The following is a 26,073-nucleotide window of genomic DNA, read 5'->3' as shown; positions in this document are numbered from 1 at the left end:
CATGATCGTTCTTGAAACCGATGTACAAAAACTGATTGTACAGGAAGCTGTAGAAAGTTATCCCAACGAATGTTGCGGATTTTTATATGGGAATGAAGACAGCAATGGCCGGCGAATTATAACGCTGGCGCGGGTGGTAACGAATGTTAAGGATGGCGATAAGCGCCGGAGGTTTGAGATCTCGCCCCATGATTATCTGGAAGCAGAGCGATATGCCGAGGAGCAGCAGATAGAATTGTTAGGGGTGTATCATTCGCATCCCGATCATCCGGCCATTCCTTCAGAGCACGATCGTGCGGCCGCGCAGCCGTTCTTTTCATATATCATTATTTCAGTGAATAACAAAGAGCCGGGTGCCATCAGGTCGTGGCGGTTGAATGATGACTGGCAGTTTGAGGAAGAGAATAATCATTTGATAGCTTATTGATCATGACTTGAAGGCTTGTTTCATTAAACAAAAGCCGAAAGCCGTAAGCCGTAAGCTGAAAGCCGAAAGCCGAAAGCCAATACAAAAGGCAGAAATATAAATGTATTTGCTTTAAGCTTTAGGCCTTGGGCTTTAAGCCTTATACTTAGGATCACAAAATTTAAACTATACAGTATGGCTACTATTATAATTCCAACTCCCCTTAGGAAGTTCACCAACAACACGGCCCGGCTCAATGTTCAGGCCGATACCATTGCCAAAACAGTTGACGAGCTCACTCTTAATTTCCCCGACCTTAAAAAACACCTGTTAGACGATAATGGCAACATCAGGTCGTTTGTAAATATCTTTGTAGGAAATGACGACATTCGCAACTTAGAAAACGGAGATACGGTTGTAAAGGCGGATACTGTGATTAGTATTGTTCCGGCTATTGCGGGAGGCAATTTTTAGTTCTGAGTTCTTAGTTCTCAGTTCTTTATTCGGGACTCGCCTGTATTTGCTTACAGCTTTAAGCTTAAGGCTTGTAGCTGTATTTTATTTCACGTTTGCCGTTTCACGTTTCACGAAACGCGAGGCTTTAAGTATCGCGAGTCATTGCCGATTCACGATTCACGATTGCCGACTTTAAACCTTATCGCTACAATCTTGTAATTACACAAATATGAGTACGCAAGTAACATTTTCATCAGAAGAACTAGCCCGGTACAACCGGCACATCATAATACCCGAATTCGGGCTGGCGGGCCAGCAAAAATTAAAAGCAGCTAAAGTGCTGGTAGTAGGCTCTGGCGGATTGGGCAGCCCCGTTTTGCTTTACCTGGCAGCTGCCGGTATTGGCACCATTGGCATCGTTGACTTCGATGTGGTTGACGATAGCAATCTGCAACGGCAGGTATTGTTTGGCGTAAATGAAATAGGAAAAGCAAAAGTAGAAGCGGCCAAAGAACGCCTGCAGGCATTGAACCCGCATATTGAGCTTGTGATGTATAACACACAACTTACTTCGCAAAACGCCTTGGATATTATCAAGGGCTATGATGTAGTAGCCGATGGCACCGATAATTTTCCCACCCGGTATTTGGTAAACGATGCCTGTGTGTTGCTGGGCAAACCAAACGTATATGCATCAATTTTTCAATTCGAGGGGCAGGTATCTGTTTTTAACTATAAACATGCCAATGGAGAGTTTGGTCCAAACTATCGCGATCTGTACCCAACGCCGCCACCACCGGGCTTAGTGCCCAGTTGTGCCGAAGGCGGCGTTTTAGGCGTTTTGCCTGGCATCATTGGCAGCTTGCAGGCATTGGAAGTTATAAAAGTGGTAACCGGCGTAGGGGAGCCATTGGTGGGAAGGTTTTACATTTTTGATGCATTGAGCTTCGAAAGCCGCACTTTTAATATATCCCGCCGCGATGATAATCCATTAAATGGCAGGAACCCTACAATAACCCGGCTGATAGATTATGAACAGTTCTGTGGAGTAAAGGCAATAGAGAAACCCGTGAAAGAAATAACCCCAAAAGAACTATACGAATTGCAGGTAAAAGGAGAGCCCTTTCAATTGATAGACGTGCGCGAACCCTATGAGTATGAGATCGTAAATATCGGCGCCGAATTAATTCCACTGGCAACCGTTGCCGAACAGGCCGATAAAATAAATAAAGATCAACCCGTTATTGTGCATTGTAAAATGGGCGGCCGCAGCGCCAAAGCCATTCGTGAGCTGGAAGAGAAATACGGTTTTACGAATTTATATAACCTCAAAGGCGGTATTATAGCTTACATTGATGAAGTGAAACCCGAATTGGCGAAATATTAGGTCAATAGGCAAAAAGCAATGGGCAAAAAGTAAAATGCAGCAATCCATTTTTCTAATTCAGTATTGCTTTTTGCTAATTTACCAGTCCATTTAACGAATTCTGCTATCCATTTGCGTAATTCTTTGCCCTGTATGCTGAATTTAGTAGTTCATTCGTCAAATTCACCAGTCTATTTGCCGAAAGTAGTAGTCCATTTGTCAAATGCTATAGATCATTCGCTGAATTTAATTAAACACTGAACGAATTCGATAGTGCATTGTGCGAATTCTCTATAGAAAACTTCGAATTGCTTATAGAATTCGATGCATGTTTAATAGAATTCAACGAATGTTTTATAGAATTGTGCATATTGCTTATTGAATTCGACAAATGATTTATAGAAATCGCTAAACAGTCTATTGAAATCTGCAAATGAGTGATAGAAATCGTTAAACTGCTTATAGAATTCTGCGAATTGCTTATAGAATTCAGCAAATGTGTAACTGAATTCGTTAAATGGTTTATAGAATTCAGCAAATGAGTGATAGAATACAGCTGAAGCCATAAGCTGCAAGCGCATACAGGCGAGTCTAGAATAAAGGAACTATGAACTGAGAACTAAAAACTAAGAACTATTCTTCAACAGTTTTCCTTTTCCTCGCCAAAAACTTCCTTCTAATAATAATTTCCGTAGCCGGAATATTCTCCATTTTACTTTCTAACCAACTTATGATATCAAGGTAAGAGAACGCCCGGGTTTCGAACCGGTTGCCCTCTAACTGTTTTAACTGTTCAAGCAGTTTGGCAAATTCGGGTTTCAGCTGCCGTGGCGTTAAATGGAACGAACGGCGTAAAAAGCGGAAGATCTCTTCCTCCACCACACTCAGGTTGCCCATTTTTGCCATAAAGCGGTAAACCGATTTAAACAGGTATTCCAACAACTCAAAATTACCCAGTTCGTAATGCGCTATCAGGTGCAGCAGGCGGCTGTAGCATTGCAGATCGGTACGCAGGTCAACCTTCCAGTTAATGATCTTATTGAGGTAGTCGATGGCCTGCTCGTAATGGCCGCTGCCGAAATATAGTGACGCGAATTTGTAGTAAAATACAAGAATACGGTGCCGGTCGAGGTAGATCTCATATTCCTTCAGCTTTTCTTCAATAACAGGCACCAGTTGCAACCCTTCGGTAAAGGTACCCTCCATAAAATGCTTGTTGATCTTGCTTACATGCAGGTACAGGAAGGTTTGAATGCGATTATTATGGTTGTTCACCACCAGGTCGCTTTCGTAAAACTTCTCAAACTTCACCAATGCTTCTTTCAATTTACTATAGTTCTGCAGGTCGAAGTGGGCGCCCATCAGGTTGTGCATGCCTTTAATATAGTGGGCGGTCTCAACTTCAATCATATATGGTTCTTTTTCAAACAGTTCTACCCATTTTTGCGTGTAGCGGTAGTATAACAAAAAGTCCTGGCGAATAAAGGCATACCAGCAATAGCTTTGGTAGCGGTAAAGGCGTTCGTAAAAGCCCTTGGCTTCGTCGGCCCCGGGCGGGTAATGCTGGTCGAAGAATTGTTGAATTTCTTTTTCGTCGTTTTCGTCGCGGGCATGGCCATGTTTAATATACCAGCTGTACAGCAGCAGCGATAAGTTGCTGAGTTTGCTTACCATTACCAGGCGGCGGTTGGTTTCATCAACATCGAGGGTAAGCTGTTCGGCGCGGTCGGTCATACTGCGCGTAATGTGCAGAGCCTCAATCTTTTTCTCAAAAAATAATACCTGTAAAAGATAAGTGACCTGGTTATTGGCCCGGGCCAGTTCCTTCATACGGTCAAGCATCTTGAGGCTTTGGTGGTACAGCCCCTTGTTGTACAGGATGCGCGCATGGTCCATCATCTCATGCAGTTGAATGTCGATGTTGTCCTCATTTTTTATGAGGCGTAAACTGCTGAGGATCTGTTTGTATAAATGGGCCTTTATGTTCGAAAGCTGCTGCTTTTTTAGGTCCTTACTTTTACTTAATAGTAAGTTTTCGTCGTAATTGTCCATCTTGTCGAGTGCGTCAAATAACTGCACAATCTTCAGGTTTTCGCTGGAAGAATTGCGTTGGACGTACAGCTTAAAGTTGCGTTTTTCCGACTTTTCCAGGGATTTAATCAACTGGAACAAGGCATCTGTTGAGCGGTTGGGCATCGTAATCAAAAAACGTTAAAATCCTTGACCAACAAGGGTTTTAGCCAGGTTGGCACTCTTTAAATAGTGTAAATTAGGTACAAATTTGGTTTCTGCAATTTAATAAACAAAGATAATTTCGGTTCAGCAGGTTGTTTTTCTCTTTAATAGCAAGCAACACAAAATCGAACAGCCTGCTTTTTTTAATAAAATCCTACTTTATAGAGATAATACCTATGCCAAAGAACAAAGTCTATATTTTCGACACAACATTGAGAGACGGCGAGCAAGTGCCAGGCTGTAAATTAAACACCAAGGAGAAGATAGAGATTGCTTTGGCGCTGGAGGAACTGGGTGTAGATATCATTGAAGCCGGTTTTCCAATTTCATCGCCCGGCGATTTCAACAGCGTGAGCGAGATCGGTAAAGTAATAAAGAATGCGGTGGTTTGTGGTTTAAGCCGTGCTGTGCAGAAGGATATTGAAGTGGCTGGCGAGGCTTTAAGAACTGCCAAAAGGCCCCGGATCCATACTGGTATCGGAACTTCCGATTTCCACATTAAATCGAAATTCAACTCAACCCGCGAGGACATTCTGCAACGTGCCATTCAGTGCGTAAAATGGGCCCGCAATTATACCGATAATGTTGAGTTTTATGCCGAAGATGCCGGCCGTACCGAAAACGAGTACCTGGCCCGCGTAGTAGAAGCAGTTATTGCTGCCGGTGCTACAACTGTAAACATTCCCGATACGACAGGTTATTGCCTGCCGCATCAATATGGTGAGAAGATCGCTTACCTCATCAATAATGTGCCTAATATCGACAAAGCGGTGATCAGCTGCCATTGTCATAACGACCTGGGTTTGGCAACAGCGAATTCTATTGCCGGCGCCATGAACGGGGCACGCCAAATTGAGTGTACCATCAATGGTTTGGGCGAAAGAGCAGGTAACACATCGCTCGAAGAAGTAGTGATGGTGATACAACAGCACCAAACCCTCGGTTTTTATACCGATATTAAAACGCAACAATTGAACCCCATGAGCCGCCTGGTTTCAGAGACCATGCGCATGCCGGTTCAACCAAATAAAGCCATCGTAGGCGCCAATGCATTCTCACATTCATCGGGTATTCACCAGGATGGATTTTTGAAAGATGCACAAACGTACGAGATCATCAACCCCGAGCAGGTTGGTGCCGATGGAAGTAAAATTGTATTAACAGCGCGCAGCGGCCGTAGCGCGTTGGCCCACCGCTTTCACAAGCTGGGTTTCATGTTCAACCGTAACGATGTAGACGTGTTGTACGAACAGTTCCTGAGTGTTGCCGATAGAAAGAAAGAGGTTGAAGATGAGGATCTGAAGGTATTGGCAAACCAGTACCAGGCCGCCACAGTGTAGTGAGCAGTATTTTCTCATAATCATGTAGTTTTTGTTACGCGTGGTGCGTCTGCACCACGCTTTTTCTCAAACTAACAGTAAAGAACAGAATGAACGAATGTTCAAATAATGGTGATAAGATAGGATGTTCACGCCAGTGGGCTGAGCAGGTGGAGAAGGGATTATTTGAAAAGCATGACCAAAAGCACATCGTACGATCAGTTTACGGTGGGCCATTTGTGTTATATAACAAACCTCAACAGGTAGTAGCGAATAATAACTACTATGTTCCTGCGCAAAATCAACAATTACCAATAAAGGAAACAAGTCAGCGCCCGAAGGTGCCTGTATTATTTGAATGGTATTCCGGTAACAGTAGTGATCTGGCATATTCATTTCAAACCAATGCGCCCGTACAGGCCAGTGTATGAATGAGGAGCGTGGACCTGGAAGGTCTCATGTTTTGAAACTACATTATATGGAAAAGAATATTGTTGTTATAGAAGGTGATGGCATAGGGCCTGAAGTAACCCGGCAGGCGGTAAAAGTATTGAATGCCATTGCCGAACAATTCGGTCATGAGTTCCACTACAAGTATTGCCTCATGGGCGCCGACGCCATTGACAAAACCGGTAACCCATTACCCGATGAAACCATTGAAGCCTGCCTAAACAGCGATGCAATATTATTTGGCGCCATCGGCCATCCAAAATACGATAACGATCCTTCCGCAAAGGTTCGCCCCGAGCAGGGCCTGCTGAAATTGCGGAAAAGCTTACAATTGTTTGCCAACATTCGCCCTGTAATTACGTACCCTTCCTTACAACATTTATCTCCTTTGAAAGCACAGCAATTAGAAGGAGTTGATTTTATAATCTTCAGAGAACTTACCGGCGGTATTTATTTCGGGAAGAAGGAGTTGAGTGAAGATGGTAACCGCGCTGCTGACGATTGTGTATATACGCGCCCTGAAATTGAGCGTATTGCACACCTGGCATTTCAATATGCACGGCAGCGTCGTAAAAAACTAACGTTGGTCGATAAGGCCAATGTGCTGGAAACATCGCGCTTGTGGCGTAAAGTGGTACAGGAAATTGCAACCCAGTATACCGATGTTAAGGTTGATTTCCTGTTTGTTGACAATGCCGCCATGCAGATCATTGTAAACCCCAAACAGTTTGATGTTATTCTTACTGAAAATATGTTTGGTGATATTATTAGTGATGAAGCCAGTGTCATCAGCGGATCGCTGGGTTTATTACCATCTGCTTCGATGGGTGCCGGCGTTGCATTGTTTGAGCCCATACATGGTTCGTACCCACAGGCAGCTGGTAAAGACATAGCCAACCCACTGGGTTGCATACTGTCTGCCGCCATGTTGCTCGAGCATTTCGGATTGGCCAAAGAAGCGGAAGCGGTAAGGCTTGGGGTAGAATGGACGCTGGTAAATGGTTTTGTAACGAAAGATATTGACCCTGTCAATTTCTATTTCACCTCAACCATTGGGGAACTGGTGAGCGACTTTGTTGCCAACCGGATACCGGGAGGAGTGAATAAGGCGAATATAGAGTTGAGGAAGTCAACGATAATATAAGTGGCTAATGTGCTGATAAGTAGAAGAGGTAAGTTGAAAAGGTGATAAAGTTGATAGAGGTGATAAAGAAAAACTGACCTAAAATAACTGGCCTCCCCCCAACCGGGGGGAGGTCGGGAGGGGGGCCAGGGCCATCAAACTTTTTTAGAAAAAAGCTCTTTAATATTCAACCGGCGGGTGTATATTTGTATCACACGAAGTCCTCTTATGCAAAAAAGTAGCATTAATAACATCATCTCTGTGGTATCTGCAATAATTATTATTGTGGTGGTGGTGATTATTCCTGCAACGCACGGAGGTGGAATCTAACGTATACTAAATCAAAATAGAAACCCGCCTCCAACGAGGCGGGTTTTTTGTTTTAAGGCCCAGATCATAAACAACCTTATTCTAAATAACTATATAATGGCATATTATAATAACGATACGATCATTTATCTCAATGGCGCTTATGTAAAAGCGGCTGAGGCAACTACCGATTTCTTCGGTCAGTCGCTGCACTACGGCTATAGTGTGTTTGAAGGAATAAGATCGTATCAAACTGCCAGTGGCGATACAAAGATCTTTAAGGCTGAAGAACATTACAGACGGTTGAAGAACTCGGCGCTTGCGCTTAATATGCCTTACCACTGGAGTGTAGATGAGCTGGTGGAAGCCACTTACGAAGTATTGAGCCGTAACGGGCTCCAAAATGCTTATATCCGGCCAATCGTATATGCACCGGCCAATATGAGCTTTAACCCCAACAAAGAATCATACCTGATGATCGCGGCCTGGGAAATGGGTTTGTTCCTTGGAGATAAATTACTGCGTGTAATGACCTCTTCTTTTCAACGCCCTAACCCAAAAGGTTTTAAAATTGAAGCTAAAGCCGGCGGTCATTATGTAAACTCAATATTAGCCAGCCAGGAAGCAAAAGCAAAAGGGTTCGATGAAGCGCTGCTTACCGATATGAACGGTTTTGTAGCTGAAGGCCCCGGCGCCAATGTTTTTTTTGAAAAGAACGGTAAACTGTATACGCCGCCATTAGGTAACATTCTGCCCGGTATAACAAGAGCAACGGTAATTGAAATTTGTGAAGAGCTGAATGTTCCGGTTGAAGAGCGTTTGTTCACCACCGATGAATTAAAGCAGGCCGATGCTGTTTTCTTTTGCGGTACCGCTGCAGAAGTAATAGGCTGGCAGTCGTTTGATGATGTAACATTCCCGGCTAACTGGAATGATACTATAGGAAGAAAGATACAATTAGCTTATAAAGAAAGGGTGACTGAAGGTATCAAGGAAAAAGTTTAGCCCCAGAAGAGAAACTAAAAAGTAAATCCAAAATCACATAAACGGTCGAAAGAATGGCTGAATTAAACAAATATTCGAAGACACTTACGCAGGATGAAACACAACCTGCCGCCCAGGCCATGTTATACGGCATTGGCTTAACCGACGAAGATCTGAAGAAAGCACAGGTAGGTATTGCAAGCATGGGTTACGATGGTAACACGTGTAACATGCACCTGAACGACCTGGCTAAAATTGTAAAAGAAGGTGTATGGGCCAACGACCTGGTAGGTTTGATCTTTAATACCATCGGCGTAAGCGATGGCATGTCGAACGGAACAGATGGCATGCGCTATTCTTTGGTAAGCCGCGATGTTATTGCCGATTCAATTGAAGCGGTATGCGGCGCCCAGTACTACGACTCACTGATCACTATTCCCGGTTGCGATAAAAATATGCCTGGTTCTTTAATGGCAATGGGCCGTTTAAATCGCCCCGCCATTATGGTATACGGCGGAACCATAGCGCCGGGTCATTATAAAGGACAGGACCTGAATATTGTTTCTTCATTTGAAGCATTGGGTCAAAAGATAGCTGGTAATTTAAGCGATGCCGATTTCAAAGGAATTGTAATGAACAGCTGTCCCGGTGCAGGCGCCTGTGGCGGTATGTACACGGCCAACACCATGGCATCGGCAATTGAAGCGTTGGGTATGAGCCTTCCTTATTCATCATCGAACCCGGCATTGAGCGAAGAAAAGAAAAAGGAATGTTATGACGCGGGTAAGGCCATTCGCCTGTTGATGGAAAAAGATATCAAGCCTAGAGATATCATGACCCGCAAAGCTTTCGAAAACGCCATCACTTCTATCATGGCATTAGGCGGTAGCACCAACGCCGTTCTCCACTTCATCGCCATCGCAAAAAGCGTAGATGTTTCCATCACTCAAGACGACTTCCAGGCAATAAGCAATAGAATTCCTGTACTGGCCGACTTCAAACCCAGTGGAAAATATTTGATGCAGGACCTGCACGAACATGGCGGCTTACCTTCTGTAATGAAATACCTGTTACAAAAAGGCTTATTGCACGGCGATTGTTTAACGGTAACTGGTAAAACACTGGCCGAGAATTTAGCCGATGTTCCAGATCTCGACTTCAACAAACAAAAAATTATACTCCCGCTCGAAACGCCAATCAAAGCAACTGGTCACTTACAGATCCTGTATGGTAACCTGGCCGAGAAAGGAAGTGTTGCGAAAATATCTGGTAAAGAAGGCGAACGCTTTGAAGGGCCCGCCCGTGTATTCGACGGCGAGTTTGAACTGATAGCTGGTATTACCAACAAACGCGTACAACCCGGCGACGTTGTGGTTATCCGTTACGTAGGGCCTAAAGGCGCACCTGGTATGCCCGAAATGCTGAAACCTACTGCTGCGCTTATTGGTGCCGGTTTAGGTAAAAGCGTAGCGCTTATCACCGATGGCCGTTTCAGCGGCGGTACCCACGGTTTTGTGGTAGGCCACGTTACGCCCGAAGCTTATGACGGCGGTATCATTGCACTGGTTCAGGATGGCGATACCATTGAACTGGATGCTGTAAAGAACATCATCAATTTGAAAATAAGCCCCGAGGAACTGGCAAAACGTAAAGCTGCCTGGAAACAGCCTGCGTTAAAAGTTACCAAAGGACTTCTTTATAAATACGCTAAGACGGTAAAAGACGCTAGCGAAGGATGTGTGACCGACGAGATGGAATAAACGAAGCCATACAATCGGGAACATTAAGAACAGGAACTAAACCGACAATTGAATCACAAAAAAAAGTTTATGAGTACAATCGAAAAGGCACCTGCCAAAGGAAAGACGGAACAGAAGCCAGCAGTAAAAAACATCAGCGGCTCGGTCGCAGTGTTGGAAGCATTCCTGGCAGAAGGTGTCAGTACCATCTTTGGATACCCGGGTGGCGCTATCATGCCTATTTATGATGCGCTGTATGATTACCAGGAAAAACTACGTCATATACTGGTGCGTCATGAACAGGGTGGCATACATGCCGCTCAGGGCTATGCGCGTTCATCCGGCGATGTCGGTGTCGTATTTGCAACCAGTGGTCCTGGCGCCACCAACCTGGTAACAGGTTTGGCCGATGCCATGATCGATAGTACACCCCTGGTGTGTGTAACAGGTCAGGTGTTTGCTCACCTGCTGGGTACAGATGCATTCCAGGAAACAGATGTGATCAATATTACCACACCGGTTACCAAATGGAACTACCAGGTAACTGATGCTACCGAAATACCTGCGGTAATGGCAAAAGCATTTTACATTGCCCGCAGCGGCAGGCCCGGCCCGGTGTTGATAGATATAACCAAGAACGCCCAGTTACAAAAGTTCGATTACGAAGGCTATACAAAATGCGATCATGTACGCAGCTACCGCCCTGCACCTATTGTACGTAAAGAGTACATTACAGAAGCGGCCAAGCTCATCAATGAAGCGCAAAAGCCATTTGTGATCTTTGGTCAGGGTGTAATACTTGGTAAAGCAGAAAAAGAATTTATAAAGTTCATTGAAAAAGCAGGTATTCCCACTGCGTGGACCATCATGGGCCTGAGTGCTATTCCTTCAGATCATCCGTTGAACGTTGGTATGTTGGGTATGCACGGAAACTATGGCCCCAACGTATTGACCAATGAATGCGATGTATTGATCGCTATTGGTATGCGTTTCGATGACCGCGTTACCGGCCGCCTCGATAAATACGCCAAGCAGGCAAAAGTAATTCATTTGGATATTGACCCTGCCGAGGTTGACAAGAACGTAAAAACAACCGTTCCTGTTTGGGGCGACTGTAAGGAAACCCTGCCTTTGCTTACTGCACAAATTGAGCAGAAAGTATATCCGCAATGGTTGCAGAAGTTCAAGGATATGATGAAGGAAGAAGAAGACGCCTGCATCACGCCTGAGCTGAACCCCACCACCGAGCAAATGACCATGGGTGAAGTAATGAAAACCCTCAATGAGCTCACCGGCGGCAATGCCATCATTGTAACCGACGTAGGCCAGCACCAGATGGTGGCCTGCCGTTATGCAAAATTCAATCAATCGAAAAGTAATATCACCTCAGGTGGTTTGGGTACCATGGGCTTTGGCTTACCGGCAGCAATAGGTGCTAAAGTAGGCGCGCCCGAAAGAACAACTGTTGCCATCATTGGCGATGGTGGTTTTCAAATGACCCTGCAGGAGCTGGGAACAATTATGCAGGCCGAGGTTGATGTAAAGATCCTCATCCTCAACAACCAGTTCCTGGGTATGGTGCGTCAATGGCAGCAACTGTTCCATGACAAACGCTACTCGTTCGTTGATATTCAAAGTCCCGATTTTGTACAGCTGGCAAAAGCATACAACATCCCCGGCAAAAGCATCAATCAACGTGCCGACCTGAAGAGCGCAGTGAGCGAAATGCTGAATACAAAAGGCGCCTACCTGCTTGAAGTTATGGTTGGTAAAGAGAACAACGTGTTCCCTATGGTGCCGCAAGGTTGCAGTGTTGCAGAAATACGTTTAAAATAATAAAAGGTAACAACGAATGGCTATCACAGAAAATACCTGGAATACATCACTGTACGACAAAAAACATGATTTTGTTTTTAAGTACGGCGAATACCTGGTGCAGTTGCTGACCCCGCAGGAAGGCGAACGCATACTGGATATAGGCTGTGGTACCGGTTACCTCACCAACCTGATTGCTGCTTCAGGCGCATTTGTAACAGGCATGGATAGTTCAATAGATATGATCGCCAAGGCGCGTAATGAATATCCACACCTGCCGTTCAGGCTGGCCTCGGTAACCGATTTCAACTTTAATGAGCCGTTCGATGCGATGTTTTCCAATGCTGTACTGCACTGGGTAACCGAAAAAGAGCAGGCTGTTCAAAGCATGTACAACAACCTGAAGCCCGGCGGGCGGCTGGTGTTGGAAATGGGTGGTAAAGGAAATGTAGAGAAGATCATTGAAACATTGAAACAGGCCTTGCGTAACCACGGTTACAAACAGCATGCAACCCGCGAGTTATGGTACTTCCCTTCATTGAGCGAGTACACCGGGTTGTTGGAAAAGCAGGGGTTCAGGGTTACTTACGCTACCCATTATAGTCGCGAAACCGAGTTGAAAGATACCCAGCAGGGAATAAAGGATTGGGTGCACATGTTTGCCGGCGCTTTTCTTGAAGGCATCGAGGCAAATGCAAAAGACGCCATTTTGGAAGAAGTGCAGGAAACATTGCGGCAAACCCAGTTCAGAAATCAGAAATGGTACGCCGATTATAAAAGGTTACGCGTAGTGGCCATAAAAGAAAACTAAAGTACAAATCGTAATTCATCTAAAACCCACCGGGTTATATTATGAAACAGGAATTCACCGTAACGGTATATACTGAGAATCAGATCGGGTTATTGAACCGGATCGCAATCATGTTCTCACGCCGTAAGATCAATATTGAAAGTTTGAACACTTCACCTTCTGAAATTGAAGGCATACACCGGTTTACCATTGTTATCAATGAACTGGAAGAAGTGGTGAAAAAACTGGCCCGCCAAATAGAAAAGCAGGTAGAAGTATTGAAAGCCTACTACAATACAAACGATGAAATTGTATGGCAGGAGCTGGCATTGTACAAAGTGCCTACCGATGAAATTGCAGAGAAAGTGAAAGTTGAGCGTTTGTTACGCGAGTACGGCGCCCGCGCTGTAGTGATCAGAAAAGATTACACCGTGTTTGAAACAACCGGTCAGCGTGAAGAGATCAACAAACTGATCTCTGTACTGGAACCATACGGGTTAATTGAATTTGTACGCAGCGCCCGGGTTGCTATCATTAAAGCCAGCAGCGGTTTTCACAGCAAACTGAAAGAGTTTGAAAAACGTGAGCCAGGTGAAGAAGTGATAGAGAATGAATACCTGGGTCAGGGCGATCAGGTATTTACTATGTAATTAGTTAAGGGTGGGTGCCCCTCCAAGGGGCGCTCACCTTGTTAGAATAAACTCGTTAAGAACCAACAAAAGGTGAATTGGTAATTCACCGGTCCAAACAAAAAACCAATAACAATAAACATTCTCAACAATGGCAAAATTAAATTTCGGCGGGGTGGAAGAAAATGTAGTAACTCGTGATGAGTTCCCACTTGCCAAAGCGCAACAGGTATTGAAAAATGAAACGGTAGCTGTTATCGGCTACGGTGTACAGGGACCGGGTCAGGCGCTGAACCAAAAAGACAATGGTATCAATGTAATAGTTGGTCAACGCAAAAATTCAAAAACCTGGGATAAAGCTGTGAAAGATGGATTTGTACCCGGCGAAACATTGTTCGAAATTGAAGAAGCATTACAACGTGGTACTATCATTTGCTACCTGTTGAGCGATGCTGCACAAATTCAACTGTGGCCTACAGTTAAAAAACATTTAACTGCTGGTAAAGCATTATATTTCTCACACGGTTTTGGTATCACTTTCAACGAGCAAACCGGTATCGTTCCTCCTAAAGATGTTGACGTGTTCCTGGTTGCCCCTAAAGGTTCTGGTACTTCTTTACGCCGTATGTTCCTGCAAGGCCGTGGCCTTAACAGTAGCTATGCCATCTTCCAGGATGCTACCGGTAAAGCTAAAGAAAGAGTAGTTGCCTTAGGTATTGCTGTTGGTAGTGGTTACCTGTTCGAAACTGATTTCAAAAAAGAAGTATACAGCGACTTAACTGGCGAAAGAGGAACTTTGATGGGCGCTATTCAGGGTATCTTCGCTGCTCAATACCAGGTATTGCGTAGTAAAGGTCATACGCCTTCTGAAGCTTTCAACGAAACAGTAGAAGAGCTGACACAATCACTGATGCCACTGGTTGCAGAAAATGGTATGGATTGGATGTATGCCAACTGTAGCACAACTGCTCAACGCGGTGCATTGGATTGGTGGAAGAAATTCCGCGATGCTACATTACCTGTGTTCAACGACCTGTATGAAAGCGTTGCAACCGGTAAAGAATCTCAACGTTCAATCGATAGCAACAGCCAGGCCGACTATCGTGAGAAACTGGAAGCTGAGCTGAAAGAACTGCGTGAAAGCGAAATGTGGCAAGCTGGTAAAACAGTACGCAGCCTTCGTCCTGAGAATCAAAAACCAGCCGAAGTTACCGCTTAATAAAGCATAAGAAATTAGCCACCGGTTCACATTGACGATAAGCGTTTAGCAATAAGCGTTTTCTGATAACTAAAACAACGGTGGCTAATTTTTTTTTAATACCTACAATAGATTATGAGCACATTCACACATACAAGGCCTGAACTGGAATTTCATAAAGCAGCATTGCGGTTAAAAAAAGTGGTGAACAAAACACCATTGATGTACAACCACAACCTGTCGAAGAAATACCAGTGCAGCGTGTACCTGAAGCGGGAAGACCTGCAGGTAGTACGGTCGTACAAACTGCGTGGCGCGTATAATATGATGAGCAGTTTGCCTGTTGAAGAGTTACAACGTGGTGTGGTATGTGCCAGTGCCGGTAACCATGCACAGGGCTTTGCCTTCTCTTGTAAAAAGCTTAATGTAAAAGGTGTGGTTTTCATGCCTATTATTACACCTAACCAAAAGGTGAACCAAACCAAAATGTTTGGTGAAGAGAATATCGAAATACAATTGATCGGCGATACGTTCGATGATTGTGCAATAGCTGCAAAAAAGTATACCGAAGAAAACGGTATGACCTTTATTCCGCCGTTTGACGATTACCGCATAATAGAAGGACAAGGCACAGTTGCTGTTGAAATATTGGAAGAGCAAACCGATATAGATTATTGTTTTGTACCGGTAGGTGGTGGTGGTTTAAGTGCCGGTGTAGGATCGTATTTAAAAACGTATTCACCCAAAACAAAAGTTATTGGGTTAGAACCGGAAGGCGCTCCTTCAATGAAAGAAGCATTGCAGAATGGTGCGCCTGTTACATTAAGCGACATCGATCGTTTTGTAGATGGCGCTGCTGTAAAAAGAGTAGGGGAGCTAACGTTCCCTATTTGTAAAGAGGTATTGGATGATATGCATTTGGTGCCCGAAGGAAAAGTATGCTCTACCATTTTGAAGTTGTATAATGAAGATGCCATTGTGGTAGAACCTGCAGGTGCATTATCAATTGCAGCGCTGGATGATTATGCCAATGAAATAAAAGGTAAAACTGTTGTATGCATAGTAAGCGGCAGCAACAATGATATTGATCGTATGCAGGAGATAAAAGAAAGAAGCCTGCAATACGAAGGATTGAAACACTATTTCCTTATCAGGTTTGCGCAAAGGCCCGGCGCATTGAAAGAGTTCGTAAATCATGTATTAGGGCCCGGTGATGATATCACGCGGTTTGAGTATATGCAAAAGACAAATAAAGAATCTGGTCCTGCACTGGTAGGAATAGAGTTAAAGAAAAAGGAAGATTACGATATACTGTTGCAAAACATGCAACGTTATAACATAAATTATACAGCGTTAAATAAGAACGATACGCTGTTTGGGTATCTGGTATAAGAATGTTATCTGTTTAAGTGGTGGCCCCTTCAATTTAATTGGAGGGGCTTTTTTTATAGTTCATAGCTCACAGTTCTTAGTTCACTGTTGCAGTTATTGATTTGTTCAGTTATTCAGTTGTGAGTTTTGGGTTGCCGCGATGGGGTGTATTTATTTCACGTTTCACGTCTGCCGTTTTACGATTATAGCGAGGCTATAAGTTTCAGACTCTATTGCCGATTGCCGATTCACGATTCACGAAAAAAGGCCCCGCAAATGCGAGGCCTTTGTCATAATGTCTGACGGGTAAGTTTTTCACGGATACTGCGATCACGGAAGAGTTGCTATCGGTTGCTTACGATATGGTCTTTTCACAGATATTGGGCCGTCAATGTTTCTAAGGGGCGGATCGAAAACATATATGAATCTACTGGCTGAAACTATAGGTTAAATGAGTGCAAAGGGCTTGCGATATTGGATTCATAATGCCTGGTTTTTCCCTGGATATTGAAACACACATGTAACAAGTTACACGGGACGGCGAACATTGGATTTTTAACAGGCCTCTTACGATGCCGCGAACTAATAGGGCCCAATAGTACAAGGGCCGATATTGGATTTAAACATACACTGGCTTTCCCCGGATATTGAACATAACATGGGGTATACTGCCCATGGCAGATATTGGATTATGAACATGAAACGGCTTTTCCACGGATAATGGAATGCTCACCCTATGCTCTCGCATAGAGCAGGATATTCTAAGTAATTATTTTCTGAAATATGTATACCGGTTATGGCAAACGCTGTTAAGGCATTGGCATACGTTACGTGATGAATAGCGATATGAAAAAACTGAAAGAGAAACTGAAAACAGATACCTATGGCTGTTATACAATGGTTAGAATATTCGCAGAGTAGCTTTGGAATTACTTGGTCGCTATCAGATATATTGGATTTCGCGCTGCAAAGTTATGCACTTACACATCACCGTACAAATGTGTTTGGTAAAACTTATACACATGTAACCCCAAATAATACAGGAATAACAATCATTTCTTAGAACAGTGATAGTCGTTAGTTGTAGGCTGATTCTGCTATACCGCATATAGCAGGTGTGGTCCACAGGCAGTTACGTTTTTGTTACGCCAAAATGTGTTTCTGCCGCAGGCGAAAAATCCGGAAATGTTAAAGGCTTGTTATAGAACAGTTGTTAGTTCAACCCATCGTTGTTTCACCTGGGGTTTATACACAAATTCAGGGATGAACGGCGCTAAAGCCATCCTGTTCCATCCTGCCCGGTTTTCGCCTCCGGCGGTTTTGGCGTTTTTGCCTTTCGGCTTTTCGGCTGTTTTGTATTTGCTTTTGGCTTTAGGCCTTCAGCTTTAAGCTGTATTCTGTATTTGCCTTTTGCTTTTAGCTTACAGCTTAAGCTTGGAGCTTGCGGCTCTTTTCAAGCAGCATTTTCAGGAAAATGCCAGTCTACTACCTAAGCGAACAAATACGTTAAGAAATTGTCATTTTATGTAGATATCATGTGATTTTGACAGTTCTTAAAAAATATGGCGAAAGAACATTGCGGGGATCATATTATCACTACATATTTACCCGATGTTTTGTGAAAAAAATTGCACGAATAAAGGGCAATACGCTGTTTTTTTCGTAATTTCAAACGCTTGCTTGCTATAAAACTAAACGATTTACAGAGAAACTGACTTTTTATTGAATATTTTTCAAAAAACTATGCATTTCCATGGCAAGTAACCAGGGTTTATACCATCCTTCCTTTGAGCGTGATGCCTGCGGCATTGGATTCGTAGCCAGCATTAAGGGGCACAAAAGTCACCAGAACATCAGCGACGCTTTAACCATATTGGAAAATATGGAACATCGTGGCGCGTGCGGTTGTGAAAATAATACGGGCGATGGCGCCGGTATTATGATCCAAACACCTCACGAATTTTTCTTTGACGAGTGCATTAAGCTGGGCGTTCACCTGCCTGCTTTTGGTCGTTACGGCGTTGGGGTGATTTTCTTCCCCCGCGAGATCCGTTTACGTGAAGAGTGCCGCGATATTTTCAATCGCGCTGCAGAAAAATTAGGATTGGAAATTCTCGTTTACCGAAAGGTGCCCGTGAATCCGGATGGCATTGGTGCCTCAGCATTGAGTGTCGAACCAGAGATGGAGCAGGTGTTCATCGCTTGTCCCGATCACATCAACAACCCTGATGACTTCGAGCGGAAATTATTCCTGCTGCGCAACTACGCCAGCCACACCATCAACAATACCGTAAAGAAAGATTCAATCGGTTTTTATATCGCGTCTCTTTCTTACAAAACTGTAGTATACAAAGGCCAGTTGATCAGTGGTCAGGTTCGCCATTACTTCAGCGATCTTACCAACAAACGAATGGTTTCTGCATTCGGTTTGGTTCACAGCCGCTTCGCTACAAATACCTTCCCCAGCTGGAAACTGGCTCAGCCTTTCCGCTTCATTGCACATAACGGCGAGATCAATACGCTGCAGGGTAACCTCAACTGGTTAAAGACCAGCGAACATGGTTTCACCTCTCCGTATTTCACCACGCAGGAAATGGAAATGTTGCTGCCCATCGTTACAGCCAATCAGAGTGACTCTGCCTGTTTGGATAACATGATAGAGCTGCTGGCATTAACCGGCCGTTCACTCCCACACGTAATGATGATGCTGATCCCCGAAGCATGGGATGGCAACGATCATATGGACCCCGTGAAAAAAGCGTTCTACGAATACCACGCTTCTATCATGGAACCATGGGATGGTCCCGCTTCTATTTCATTCACCGATGGAAAGATCATAGGCGCTACCCTCGACAGAAACGGTTTGCGTCCTTCAAGATATTGCGTTACAAATGATGATCGCGTTATTATGGCATCAGAGACCGGCGCATTGCCTGTTGACCCTGCCATTGTAGTTGAAAAAGGCCGTCTGCAACCCGGTAAAATGTTCGTGGTTGATATGGAGCAGGGCCGCATCATCAGTGACGAAGAATTGAAAGCTGAGATCTGCGGTCGTAAGCCTTATGGCGACTGGTTGAATCAATACAAGATCCGTTTGGAAGAACTGGATGAGCCTCGTGTTGCATTCACTCACCTGTCAGATGCTTCAATTCTGAAATACCAGAAAGCATTAGGATATTCAACTGAAGATATCGATGATATCATTACACCTATGGCTGTTGATGGTAAAGAACCAATTGGTTCAATGGGTACCGATACGCCGCTGGCTGTATTGAGCGATCAGCCTCAACACATTTCTTCTTACTTCAAACAATTATTTGCACAGGTAACCAACCCACCCATCGATCCAATTCGCGAGCGCATGGTAATGAGCTTGGCAACCTTTGTAGGTAACAACGATAACTTATTAGAGGAAGATCCAAAACATTGCCATACCGTGGCACTGAAACATCCCATACTTACCAGCACCGAATTGGAAAAGCTGCGTAGTATAGATACCGGTATCTTCCAGGCCAAAACCCTGCAAACTTATTTCCGGGCCGATGGCAAACCAGGTTCATTGAAAAAAGGTATCGACAGGCTTTGCCGCTATGCAGAAGATGCAGTGAACGATGGATTTGAAGTGTTGATCCTTTGCGACCGCGCGGTTGATTCTGATCACGCTGCTATTCCTTCTTTGTTGGCAACAGCTGCTGTGCATCACTATCTTATTCGCAAAGGTTTGCGTGGTAAAGTAGGTATCGTAGTAGAGGCCGGCGACGTTTGGGAAGTACATCATTTTGCCTGCTTGTTAGGCTTTGGTGCTACTGCCATAAACCCATACCTGGCATTGGCTACCATCCGCAACATGAAAGTGAACAACACGTTGCAAACTGAACTTACCTGGGACCAACTGCGTAAGAATTATATCAAAGCCGTTTGCGATGGTTTGTTGAAAGTGTTCTCTAAGATGGGTATCTCAACCCTGCAATCGTACCAGGGTGCCCAGATCTTCGAAATAGTTGGTTTAAATCAGGAGCTGGTTGACAAATGCTTCACCGGCGCGGTTAGCCGTATTGAAGGTATTGGTTTAGATGAGCTGGCTAAAGAAGCGCTTGCCAAACATTGGTTTGCCTTCAGCCGCAAAGACATTCCTGTTGACCGTTTGCCGGTTGGTGGTGTTTACCAATGGAAACGTAAAGGGGAGTTCCACCTGTTTAACCCAACAACCATTCACCTGTTACAGTATGCAACACGGATGAACGATTACAATACATTTAAGAAATATACCAAGGCTGTAAACGACCAAAGTGAAAAAGCGGCCACCCTGCGTAGCATGTTCCAGTTCAAAGTGAACAGGCCGGCAGTTTCTATCGATGAGGTAGAATCGGCTGAAAGCATTTTGAAACGCTTTGCTACCGGCGCCATGAGCTTTGGTTCTATTTCATGGGAAGCACACACTACACTGGCCATTGCTATGAACCGCATTGGCGCTAAGAGCAACACCGGTGAAGGTGGTGAAGATGAACAACGTTATACGCCATTGCCTAACGGCGATAGTATGCGCAGCGCCATTAAACAGGTAGCGAGTGCACGCTTTGGTGTAACCAGTTATTATCTTACTGAAGCCGATGAGCTGCAGATCAAAATGGCACAAGGTGCAAAACCTGGTGAAGGTGGTCAGTTGCCTGGTCACAAGGTTGATGACTGGATTGGTAAAACCCGTCACTCTACTCCTGGTGTAGGTTTAATTTCTCCGCCGCCGCACCACGATATTTATTCAATTGAAGACCTGGCTCAGCTGATCTTCGATCTGAAGAATGCAAACCGCGCTGCGCGCATCAACGTGAAGCTGGTATCAAAAGCCGGTGTTGGTACAATTGCAGCGGGTGTTGCCAAAGCCAAAGCCGATGTAATATTGATTGCAGGTATGGATGGCGGTACAGGTGCTTCGCCCATCAGTTCTATTAAACATGCCGGTTTACCATGGGAGTTAGGCCTTGCCGAAACCCATCAAACACTGGTAAAAAATAAATTACGCAGCCGTGTAATTGTACAGGCCGACGGTCAAATGAAAACAGGTCGTGATATTGCTATCGCTACCCTGTTAGGTGCCGAAGAGTGGGGTGTTGCAACTGCTGCCCTGGTGGTAGAAGGTTGTATCATGATGCGTAAGTGTCACCTCAATACCTGCCCGGTAGGTGTTGCTACACAAGATCCTGAGTTGCGCAAACGCTTCAGCGGTAACGCCGATCACGTAGTGAACTTCTTCAAGTTCCTTGTACAGGACCTGCGCGAGATCATGGCCGAACTTGGCTTCCGTACCATTAATGAAATGGTTGGCCAGGTTGACTGTCTCGAAATGCGAGAAGGCATTACACACTGGAAAACAAGCAAACTCGATCTGTCGCCAATCTTGTACAAAGAACCTGCTGCTGCATACACTGGCTTGTACAATCAGGAAGAGCAGGATCATGGTATGGCAGATGTGCTCGACTGGAAACTGTTGGCAGCTGCACAACCGGCGCTTGAAAAACAAGAGCGTATTGCTGCTTCGTTCCCTGTTAAGAATACCGATAGAACTATTGGTACAATATTATCGAACGAGATCTCTAAGAAATACAAAGCTGAAGGATTACCCGACGATACCATTCACTTTAATTTCACGGGTACGGCCGGACAAAGCTTTGCTGCTTTCAACACCAAAGGTGTAACCCTTGAACTGGAAGGTGATGCCAACGACTATTTTGGTAAAGGATTGAGCGGCGCCAAGCTGATCGTGTATCCACCTAAACAGTCGAGCTTTGTTCCTGAAGAGAACATTCTTATTGGTAACACCGCCTTCTATGGCGCTACATCTGGTGAAGCATACATCAGAGGTAAGGCCGGTGAGCGTTTTGCCGTACGTAACTCAGGTGCTAATGTAGTTGTGGAAGGTACCGGCGATCACGGTTGTGAATACATGACCGGTGGCCGCGTGGTGATACTGGGGGCTACAGGCCGCAACTTTGCTGCAGGTATGAGTGGCGGTATTGCTTACGTTTATGATGTAAAAGGGCAATTCGCTTCTGTTTGCAACAAAGAAATGGTTGACCTCGATCCGCTCGATGCTGAAGATGCACAGGCTTTGAATGATATGATCACCCGCCATTACGCATATACCGGTAGTACCGTTGCACGTTTTGTGTTGGATGATTTCGAGAACCAATTGAAGAACTTTATAAAAGTGTTCCCGAAAGATTATAAGAAAGCATTGCAGGATAAGAGCAAGGTGAAGCAAGGAGCAAAGAAGAAGTAACACTTATTCACGCTCCAGGCCATAACCAAACTCCTCCCCCCACCGGGGGGAGGCCGGGAGGGGGGCCTTAAGCTGCAAGGCAACGGAATGTTGCCTATATCAAACAACAAACACAAAACGATAAACTGTTAAGATAAAATGGGTAAACCAACGGGTTTTATGGAATTCACCAGGGAATTGCCTGGTAAAAAACCAGTAGAGGAAAGGTTAAAGAATTACAACGAATTTATTGAGCGTTACAGCGATGAAAAGCTGAACCAGCAATCGGCTCGTTGTATGAATTGTGGCGTTCCTTTTTGCCATAGCGGATGCCCGCTGGGTAATGTAATACCAGAGTTTAACGATGCGGTGTACCGCAAAAGCTGGCAGGAGGCTTATGAAATACTTGCCTCTACCAACAACTTTCCTGAGTTTACCGGCCGTATATGCCCTGCACCATGCGAAAGTGCCTGCGTACTGGGTATTAACCAACCGGCTATTACAATTGAGGAAATTGAAAAACACATTATTGAAATAGCTTTCGATAAAGGATTTGTAAAACCACGTAAACCAAACGTACGCACTGGTAAAAAAGTAGCGGTTGTAGGTTCGGGGCCTGCAGGTTTGGCTGCCGCTGCGCAGTTGAATTATGCCGGTCATACAGTAACTGTATTCGAACGTGATGATAAACCAGGTGGTTTATTACGTTATGGTATACCTGATTTTAAATTAGAGAAATGGGTAATTGACAGAAGGATCAAGTTGATGGAAGAGGAAGGTGTTATTTTCCGCTGTCATGCCAACGTGGGTGAAAATGTTCGCATCAACGACCTGTTGCGCGAATTTCACGCCATTGTACTGGCAGGCGGTTCTACTGTTCCCCGCGATCTTAAAATTCCTGGCCGCGAGTTGAAAGGTGTTTATTACGCTATGCAGTTCCTGAAACAACAGAACAAGCGTAATGCAGGCCTCGATCCGCTGGCGCATGCAAACATCGAAAGCAATATCTTCAGCGAAGAATTATTAGCTACCAAAAAGAATGTAGTGGTTATTGGTGGTGGCGATACCGGCAGCGACTGTGTTGGTACCAGCAACCGTCATAAAGCAAAATCGGTTACCCAGTTTGAGCTGTTGCCAAAACCACCGGAAGGCCGTAGTGAATACATGCCATGGCCTACCTACCCAATGATATTAAAAACATCTACTTCACATGAAGAAGGTGCCAACCGTCACTGGGCTATTGCAACCAAAGAGTTCATTGGCGATAAAAATGGTAACCTGAAAGCGTTGAAGGTGGTTGACCTTGAGTGGAAGGTGACTGAAGATGGTAAACCATCTCAGTTTGTTGAAAAACCAGGCTCTGAGCGTGAGCTTCCCTGCGAGCTGGCATTACTGGCCATGGGCTTCGTTCATCCGCAACACGAAGGTTTGCTGAACGAGCTGGGTGTTGATCTTGATAGCCGTGGTAATGTTAGGGCAACCGAAAAGGAATACAAGACAAGCATCAATAAGGTATTCGTAGCTGGTGATATGCGTCGCGGACAAAGCCTGGTGGTTTGGGCTATAAGCGAAGGACGCGAGTGCGCCCGCAAGGTAGACGAGTTCCTGAACGAAGGTGTGTCTTTCCTTGAAAGTAAAGATCAAAACATCATCTTAGCTTTATAAGCATAATTTGTTATCTGTTTTTAGGGCCCCGACGGTTTTCCGTTGGGGCTTTTTATTGGTAGAAATCACTTGATTTTTCAAACAAATTATAAAATATATAATATGACTACTTTTGCATGAGTGCATTCACATTTCAATCTAAATCATCAGAATTATCATGAATATGTTGATGAGGCTGCTAATTTTCTCTGCAAACGTTCAAAAAGTTGCTACCGGGGGACTGAGGTGCAAAAAAGTGATTTTATGATAGGTAAAAGTTAAGTTTTAGTAAATTCTACATAAATGGCCTCTGTTTTTGAACGCCGTCCAAAATGGACGGTTTTTTTATATTCAAAACATAGGTTTGTTTAAAGAATGGGCTAACAAGTAGTTAGGTGAGGTATCTAAGATAAATGTGATATATATAGTAAATTATAAAATGTATTGTTTACGCAAGGTTTTATCTCAAATAATTGATATTTTCGATTAGATATTATTAAATATGCATTTTTAGTAATATCATTTATATCTAAACTAAAACACAACGGTATGAAAAAGGTTTCCCTAAAGCAAGTAGCTCCATTTCTAATTCTGGCAATAGTCGCCGTTGCCTCACTCTTTATTCCTTCTCTCCCCCTGTTTAACGATGGTGGTAAGTACAGTGCGGCTGATATTGGCTGGATATTAGTGGCCACAGCGCTTGTATTTTTGATGACACCTGGCCTGGCCTTCTTTTATGGCGGTATGGTGCATCGTAAGAACATATTGTCGACCATGATGAAAAGTGTGGTTGCTGCCGGTATTGTAAGTGTACTGTGGGTTGTTGTAGGTTTTAGTCTGTGTTTTGGTGAAGACATAGGTGGATTTATTGGAAATCCTACTACATTCCTGTTCTTCAAAAATGTAGCTAATGGAGCACCCTGGGAACTGGCTGCCACAATTCCTCTTACTTTGTTCGCCTTATTCCAATTGATGTTCGCTGTAATTACTCCAGGTCTGGTAGTAGGTGCAGTAGCTGAGCGTATCCGTTTTACTGCTTATACGCTGTTCATCGTATTGTTCAGCCTGTTGGTGTATGCGCCTCTGGCACACTGGAGCTGGCACCCGCAAGGTTTCCTGTTTAAAATGGGCGTGCTTGATTTTGCCGGTGGTACAGTAGTACATATTTCTGCTGGTTGTGCTGCCCTGGCTGGTGCACTGGTATTGAAACGCAGACAGTCTCATATTCAGAATAAAGAAATTCCACCTGCTAATATTCCTTATGTATTGATCGGTACTGGTTTGTTGTGGTTTGGCTGGTTCGGTTTCAACGCCGGTTCTGCTGTAGGTGCAACTGCATTATCTGTTTCTGCATTTGCTACTACAAACACTGCTGCTGCCGCTGCTGGTTGCTCATGGATGTTCTTTGATGTATTGCGTGGTAAAAAACCTTCCGTGTTAGGTTTCTGTATCGGTGCAGTTGTAGGTTTGGTTGCCATTACCCCTGCTGCAGGTTTTGTTGCAATTCCTCAAAGTATCTTTATTGGTGTGGTGGCTGCGATCATTTCTAATATCGCTGTTTATTACAAACAAAAGTCAAAACTCGACGATACCCTCGATGTATTCCCTTGTCACGGTGTAGGTGGTATGGTTGGTATGTTAATGACTGGTTTGTTCGCTACCAAAACCGTAAATGGCGCTGGTAACGATGGTTGGTTCTATGGCAATGCTGCTTTCTTCTTTACTCAATTGAAAGCAATGGCCATAGTTGTAGCATATAGCTTCGGTGTTTCTTACCTCATATTCAAATTCATCAATTTTATTCTGCCTTTGCGTGTAACTGCTGAAGAAGAAGAGCTTGGTCTGGATGAAACGCAGCACAATGAGAAATATCTGCAAGGAACTTTGCTGGTAAATGGAGAGAATGGTAAACTGGTTGAAAAACCTGTTACTGAGTTCTAAAAAAGAAAAAGGTACAGCTTTATAAGAAGTAGAGCATCTGAT

Annotated in this window: 17 protein-coding genes; 16 read left to right on the top strand and 1 reads right to left on the bottom strand. The window is 44.3% G+C overall.

The window, feature by feature from the left end:
- The first annotated feature begins 1 nt into the window (after position 1).
- From GGD38_RS07025 to moeB, 3 genes are all read left to right on the top strand, one after another.
- Positions 2 to 427 carry a Mov34/MPN/PAD-1 family protein gene (locus GGD38_RS07025; protein ID WP_375298722.1) on the top strand — a complete coding sequence of 142 codons (426 nt, stop codon included), beginning with the start codon at positions 2 to 4 and terminating at the stop codon, positions 425 to 427.
- A gap of 174 nt (positions 428 to 601) precedes the next feature.
- Positions 602 to 880, top strand: a complete 279-nt coding sequence (locus GGD38_RS07020; protein ID WP_375298723.1) for a MoaD/ThiS family protein — start codon at positions 602 to 604, stop codon at positions 878 to 880.
- Between the two features lie 211 nt (positions 881 to 1,091).
- On the top strand, positions 1,092 to 2,249 hold the full coding sequence (moeB, locus tag GGD38_RS07015) for a molybdopterin-synthase adenylyltransferase MoeB (protein ID WP_375298724.1): 1,158 nt from the start codon (positions 1,092 to 1,094) through the stop codon (positions 2,247 to 2,249).
- Positions 2,250 to 2,861: 612 nt separating this feature from the next.
- On the opposite strand, the gene GGD38_RS07010 is transcribed toward moeB, so the two are convergent.
- A complete protein-coding gene (locus tag GGD38_RS07010) occupies positions 2,862 to 4,307 on the bottom strand; it encodes a hypothetical protein (RefSeq protein ID WP_375298725.1) in 1,446 nt (481 codons plus the stop codon).
- 332 nt (positions 4,308 to 4,639) lie between these two features.
- Between GGD38_RS07010 and GGD38_RS07005 the strand changes: the two genes are divergently transcribed.
- From GGD38_RS07005 to GGD38_RS06945, 13 genes are all read left to right on the top strand, one after another.
- Positions 4,640 to 5,803, top strand: a complete 1,164-nt coding sequence (locus GGD38_RS07005) for a 2-isopropylmalate synthase (protein ID WP_375298726.1) — start codon at positions 4,640 to 4,642, stop codon at positions 5,801 to 5,803.
- 89 nt (positions 5,804 to 5,892) lie between these two features.
- On the top strand, positions 5,893 to 6,213 hold the full coding sequence (locus GGD38_RS07000; protein ID WP_375298727.1) for a hypothetical protein: 321 nt from the start codon (positions 5,893 to 5,895) through the stop codon (positions 6,211 to 6,213).
- A gap of 47 nt (positions 6,214 to 6,260) precedes the next feature.
- Complete coding sequence (gene leuB / locus GGD38_RS06995) at positions 6,261 to 7,376, top strand: 3-isopropylmalate dehydrogenase (protein ID WP_375298728.1); 1,116 nt, start codon at positions 6,261 to 6,263, stop codon at positions 7,374 to 7,376.
- A gap of 405 nt (positions 7,377 to 7,781) precedes the next feature.
- A complete protein-coding gene (locus GGD38_RS06990; RefSeq protein ID WP_375298729.1) occupies positions 7,782 to 8,669 on the top strand; it encodes a branched-chain amino acid transaminase in 888 nt (295 codons plus the stop codon).
- Between the two features lie 53 nt (positions 8,670 to 8,722).
- Positions 8,723 to 10,408, top strand: a complete 1,686-nt coding sequence (gene ilvD / locus GGD38_RS06985; protein ID WP_375298730.1) for a dihydroxy-acid dehydratase — start codon at positions 8,723 to 8,725, stop codon at positions 10,406 to 10,408.
- A gap of 69 nt (positions 10,409 to 10,477) precedes the next feature.
- Complete coding sequence (ilvB, locus tag GGD38_RS06980; protein ID WP_375298731.1) at positions 10,478 to 12,223, top strand: biosynthetic-type acetolactate synthase large subunit; 1,746 nt, start codon at positions 10,478 to 10,480, stop codon at positions 12,221 to 12,223.
- A 16-nt stretch (positions 12,224 to 12,239) separates the two neighbouring features.
- Complete coding sequence (locus GGD38_RS06975) at positions 12,240 to 13,013, top strand: class I SAM-dependent methyltransferase (protein WP_375298732.1); 774 nt, start codon at positions 12,240 to 12,242, stop codon at positions 13,011 to 13,013.
- A 41-nt stretch (positions 13,014 to 13,054) separates the two neighbouring features.
- Positions 13,055 to 13,642, top strand: coding sequence for an acetolactate synthase small subunit (ilvN, locus tag GGD38_RS06970; protein ID WP_375298733.1), 588 nt, complete (start codon positions 13,055 to 13,057; stop codon positions 13,640 to 13,642).
- 130 nt (positions 13,643 to 13,772) lie between these two features.
- Complete coding sequence (gene ilvC, locus GGD38_RS06965) at positions 13,773 to 14,840, top strand: ketol-acid reductoisomerase (RefSeq protein WP_081162157.1); 1,068 nt, start codon at positions 13,773 to 13,775, stop codon at positions 14,838 to 14,840.
- Positions 14,841 to 14,954: 114 nt separating this feature from the next.
- Positions 14,955 to 16,211: a threonine ammonia-lyase gene (gene ilvA, locus GGD38_RS06960; protein WP_375298734.1), complete on the top strand. Its 1,257-nt coding sequence runs from the start codon at positions 14,955 to 14,957 to the stop codon at positions 16,209 to 16,211.
- 1,732 nt (positions 16,212 to 17,943) lie between these two features.
- Positions 17,944 to 22,467, top strand: coding sequence for a glutamate synthase large subunit (gltB, locus tag GGD38_RS06955; protein WP_375298735.1), 4,524 nt, complete (start codon positions 17,944 to 17,946; stop codon positions 22,465 to 22,467).
- 138 nt (positions 22,468 to 22,605) lie between these two features.
- On the top strand, positions 22,606 to 24,111 hold the full coding sequence (locus GGD38_RS06950) for a glutamate synthase subunit beta (RefSeq protein WP_375298736.1): 1,506 nt from the start codon (positions 22,606 to 22,608) through the stop codon (positions 24,109 to 24,111).
- 528 nt (positions 24,112 to 24,639) lie between these two features.
- The gene (locus GGD38_RS06945) at positions 24,640 to 26,031 is read left to right on the top strand and encodes an ammonium transporter (RefSeq protein WP_375298737.1); all 1,392 of its coding nucleotides are present in this window, start codon (positions 24,640 to 24,642) and stop codon (positions 26,029 to 26,031) included.
- The last annotated feature ends 42 nt before the right edge of the window (positions 26,032 to 26,073 follow it).

It is taken from the genome of Niastella sp. OAS944, from assembly GCA_024809215.1.
In the GTDB taxonomy this organism is placed as follows: Bacteria; Bacteroidota; Bacteroidia; order Chitinophagales; family Chitinophagaceae; genus Niastella.
The sequence above is the reverse complement of the archived record's forward strand: the minus strand, read 5'-3'. Positions and strand labels throughout refer to the sequence as shown.

Bases quoted from the DNA above. Each gene is read 5' to 3' on its own strand.
- GGD38_RS07025 (WP_375298722.1), top strand. From the start codon at position 2: ATGATCGTTCTTGAAACCGATGTACAAAAACTGATTGTACAGGAAGCT.
- GGD38_RS07020 (WP_375298723.1), top strand. From the start codon at position 602: ATGGCTACTATTATAATTCCAACTCCCCTTAGGAAGTTCACCAACAAC.
- moeB (WP_375298724.1), top strand. From the start codon at position 1,092: ATGAGTACGCAAGTAACATTTTCATCAGAAGAACTAGCCCGGTACAAC.
- GGD38_RS07005 (WP_375298726.1), top strand. From the start codon at position 4,640: ATGCCAAAGAACAAAGTCTATATTTTCGACACAACATTGAGAGACGGC.
- GGD38_RS07000 (WP_375298727.1), top strand. From the start codon at position 5,893: ATGAACGAATGTTCAAATAATGGTGATAAGATAGGATGTTCACGCCAG.
- leuB (WP_375298728.1), top strand. From the start codon at position 6,261: ATGGAAAAGAATATTGTTGTTATAGAAGGTGATGGCATAGGGCCTGAA.
- GGD38_RS06990 (WP_375298729.1), top strand. From the start codon at position 7,782: ATGGCATATTATAATAACGATACGATCATTTATCTCAATGGCGCTTAT.
- ilvD (WP_375298730.1), top strand. From the start codon at position 8,723: ATGGCTGAATTAAACAAATATTCGAAGACACTTACGCAGGATGAAACA.
- ilvB (WP_375298731.1), top strand. From the start codon at position 10,478: ATGAGTACAATCGAAAAGGCACCTGCCAAAGGAAAGACGGAACAGAAG.
- GGD38_RS06975 (WP_375298732.1), top strand. From the start codon at position 12,240: ATGGCTATCACAGAAAATACCTGGAATACATCACTGTACGACAAAAAA.
- ilvN (WP_375298733.1), top strand. From the start codon at position 13,055: ATGAAACAGGAATTCACCGTAACGGTATATACTGAGAATCAGATCGGG.
- ilvC (WP_081162157.1), top strand. From the start codon at position 13,773: ATGGCAAAATTAAATTTCGGCGGGGTGGAAGAAAATGTAGTAACTCGT.
- ilvA (WP_375298734.1), top strand. From the start codon at position 14,955: ATGAGCACATTCACACATACAAGGCCTGAACTGGAATTTCATAAAGCA.
- gltB (WP_375298735.1), top strand. From the start codon at position 17,944: ATGGCAAGTAACCAGGGTTTATACCATCCTTCCTTTGAGCGTGATGCC.
- GGD38_RS06950 (WP_375298736.1), top strand. From the start codon at position 22,606: ATGGGTAAACCAACGGGTTTTATGGAATTCACCAGGGAATTGCCTGGT.
- GGD38_RS06945 (WP_375298737.1), top strand. From the start codon at position 24,640: ATGAAAAAGGTTTCCCTAAAGCAAGTAGCTCCATTTCTAATTCTGGCA.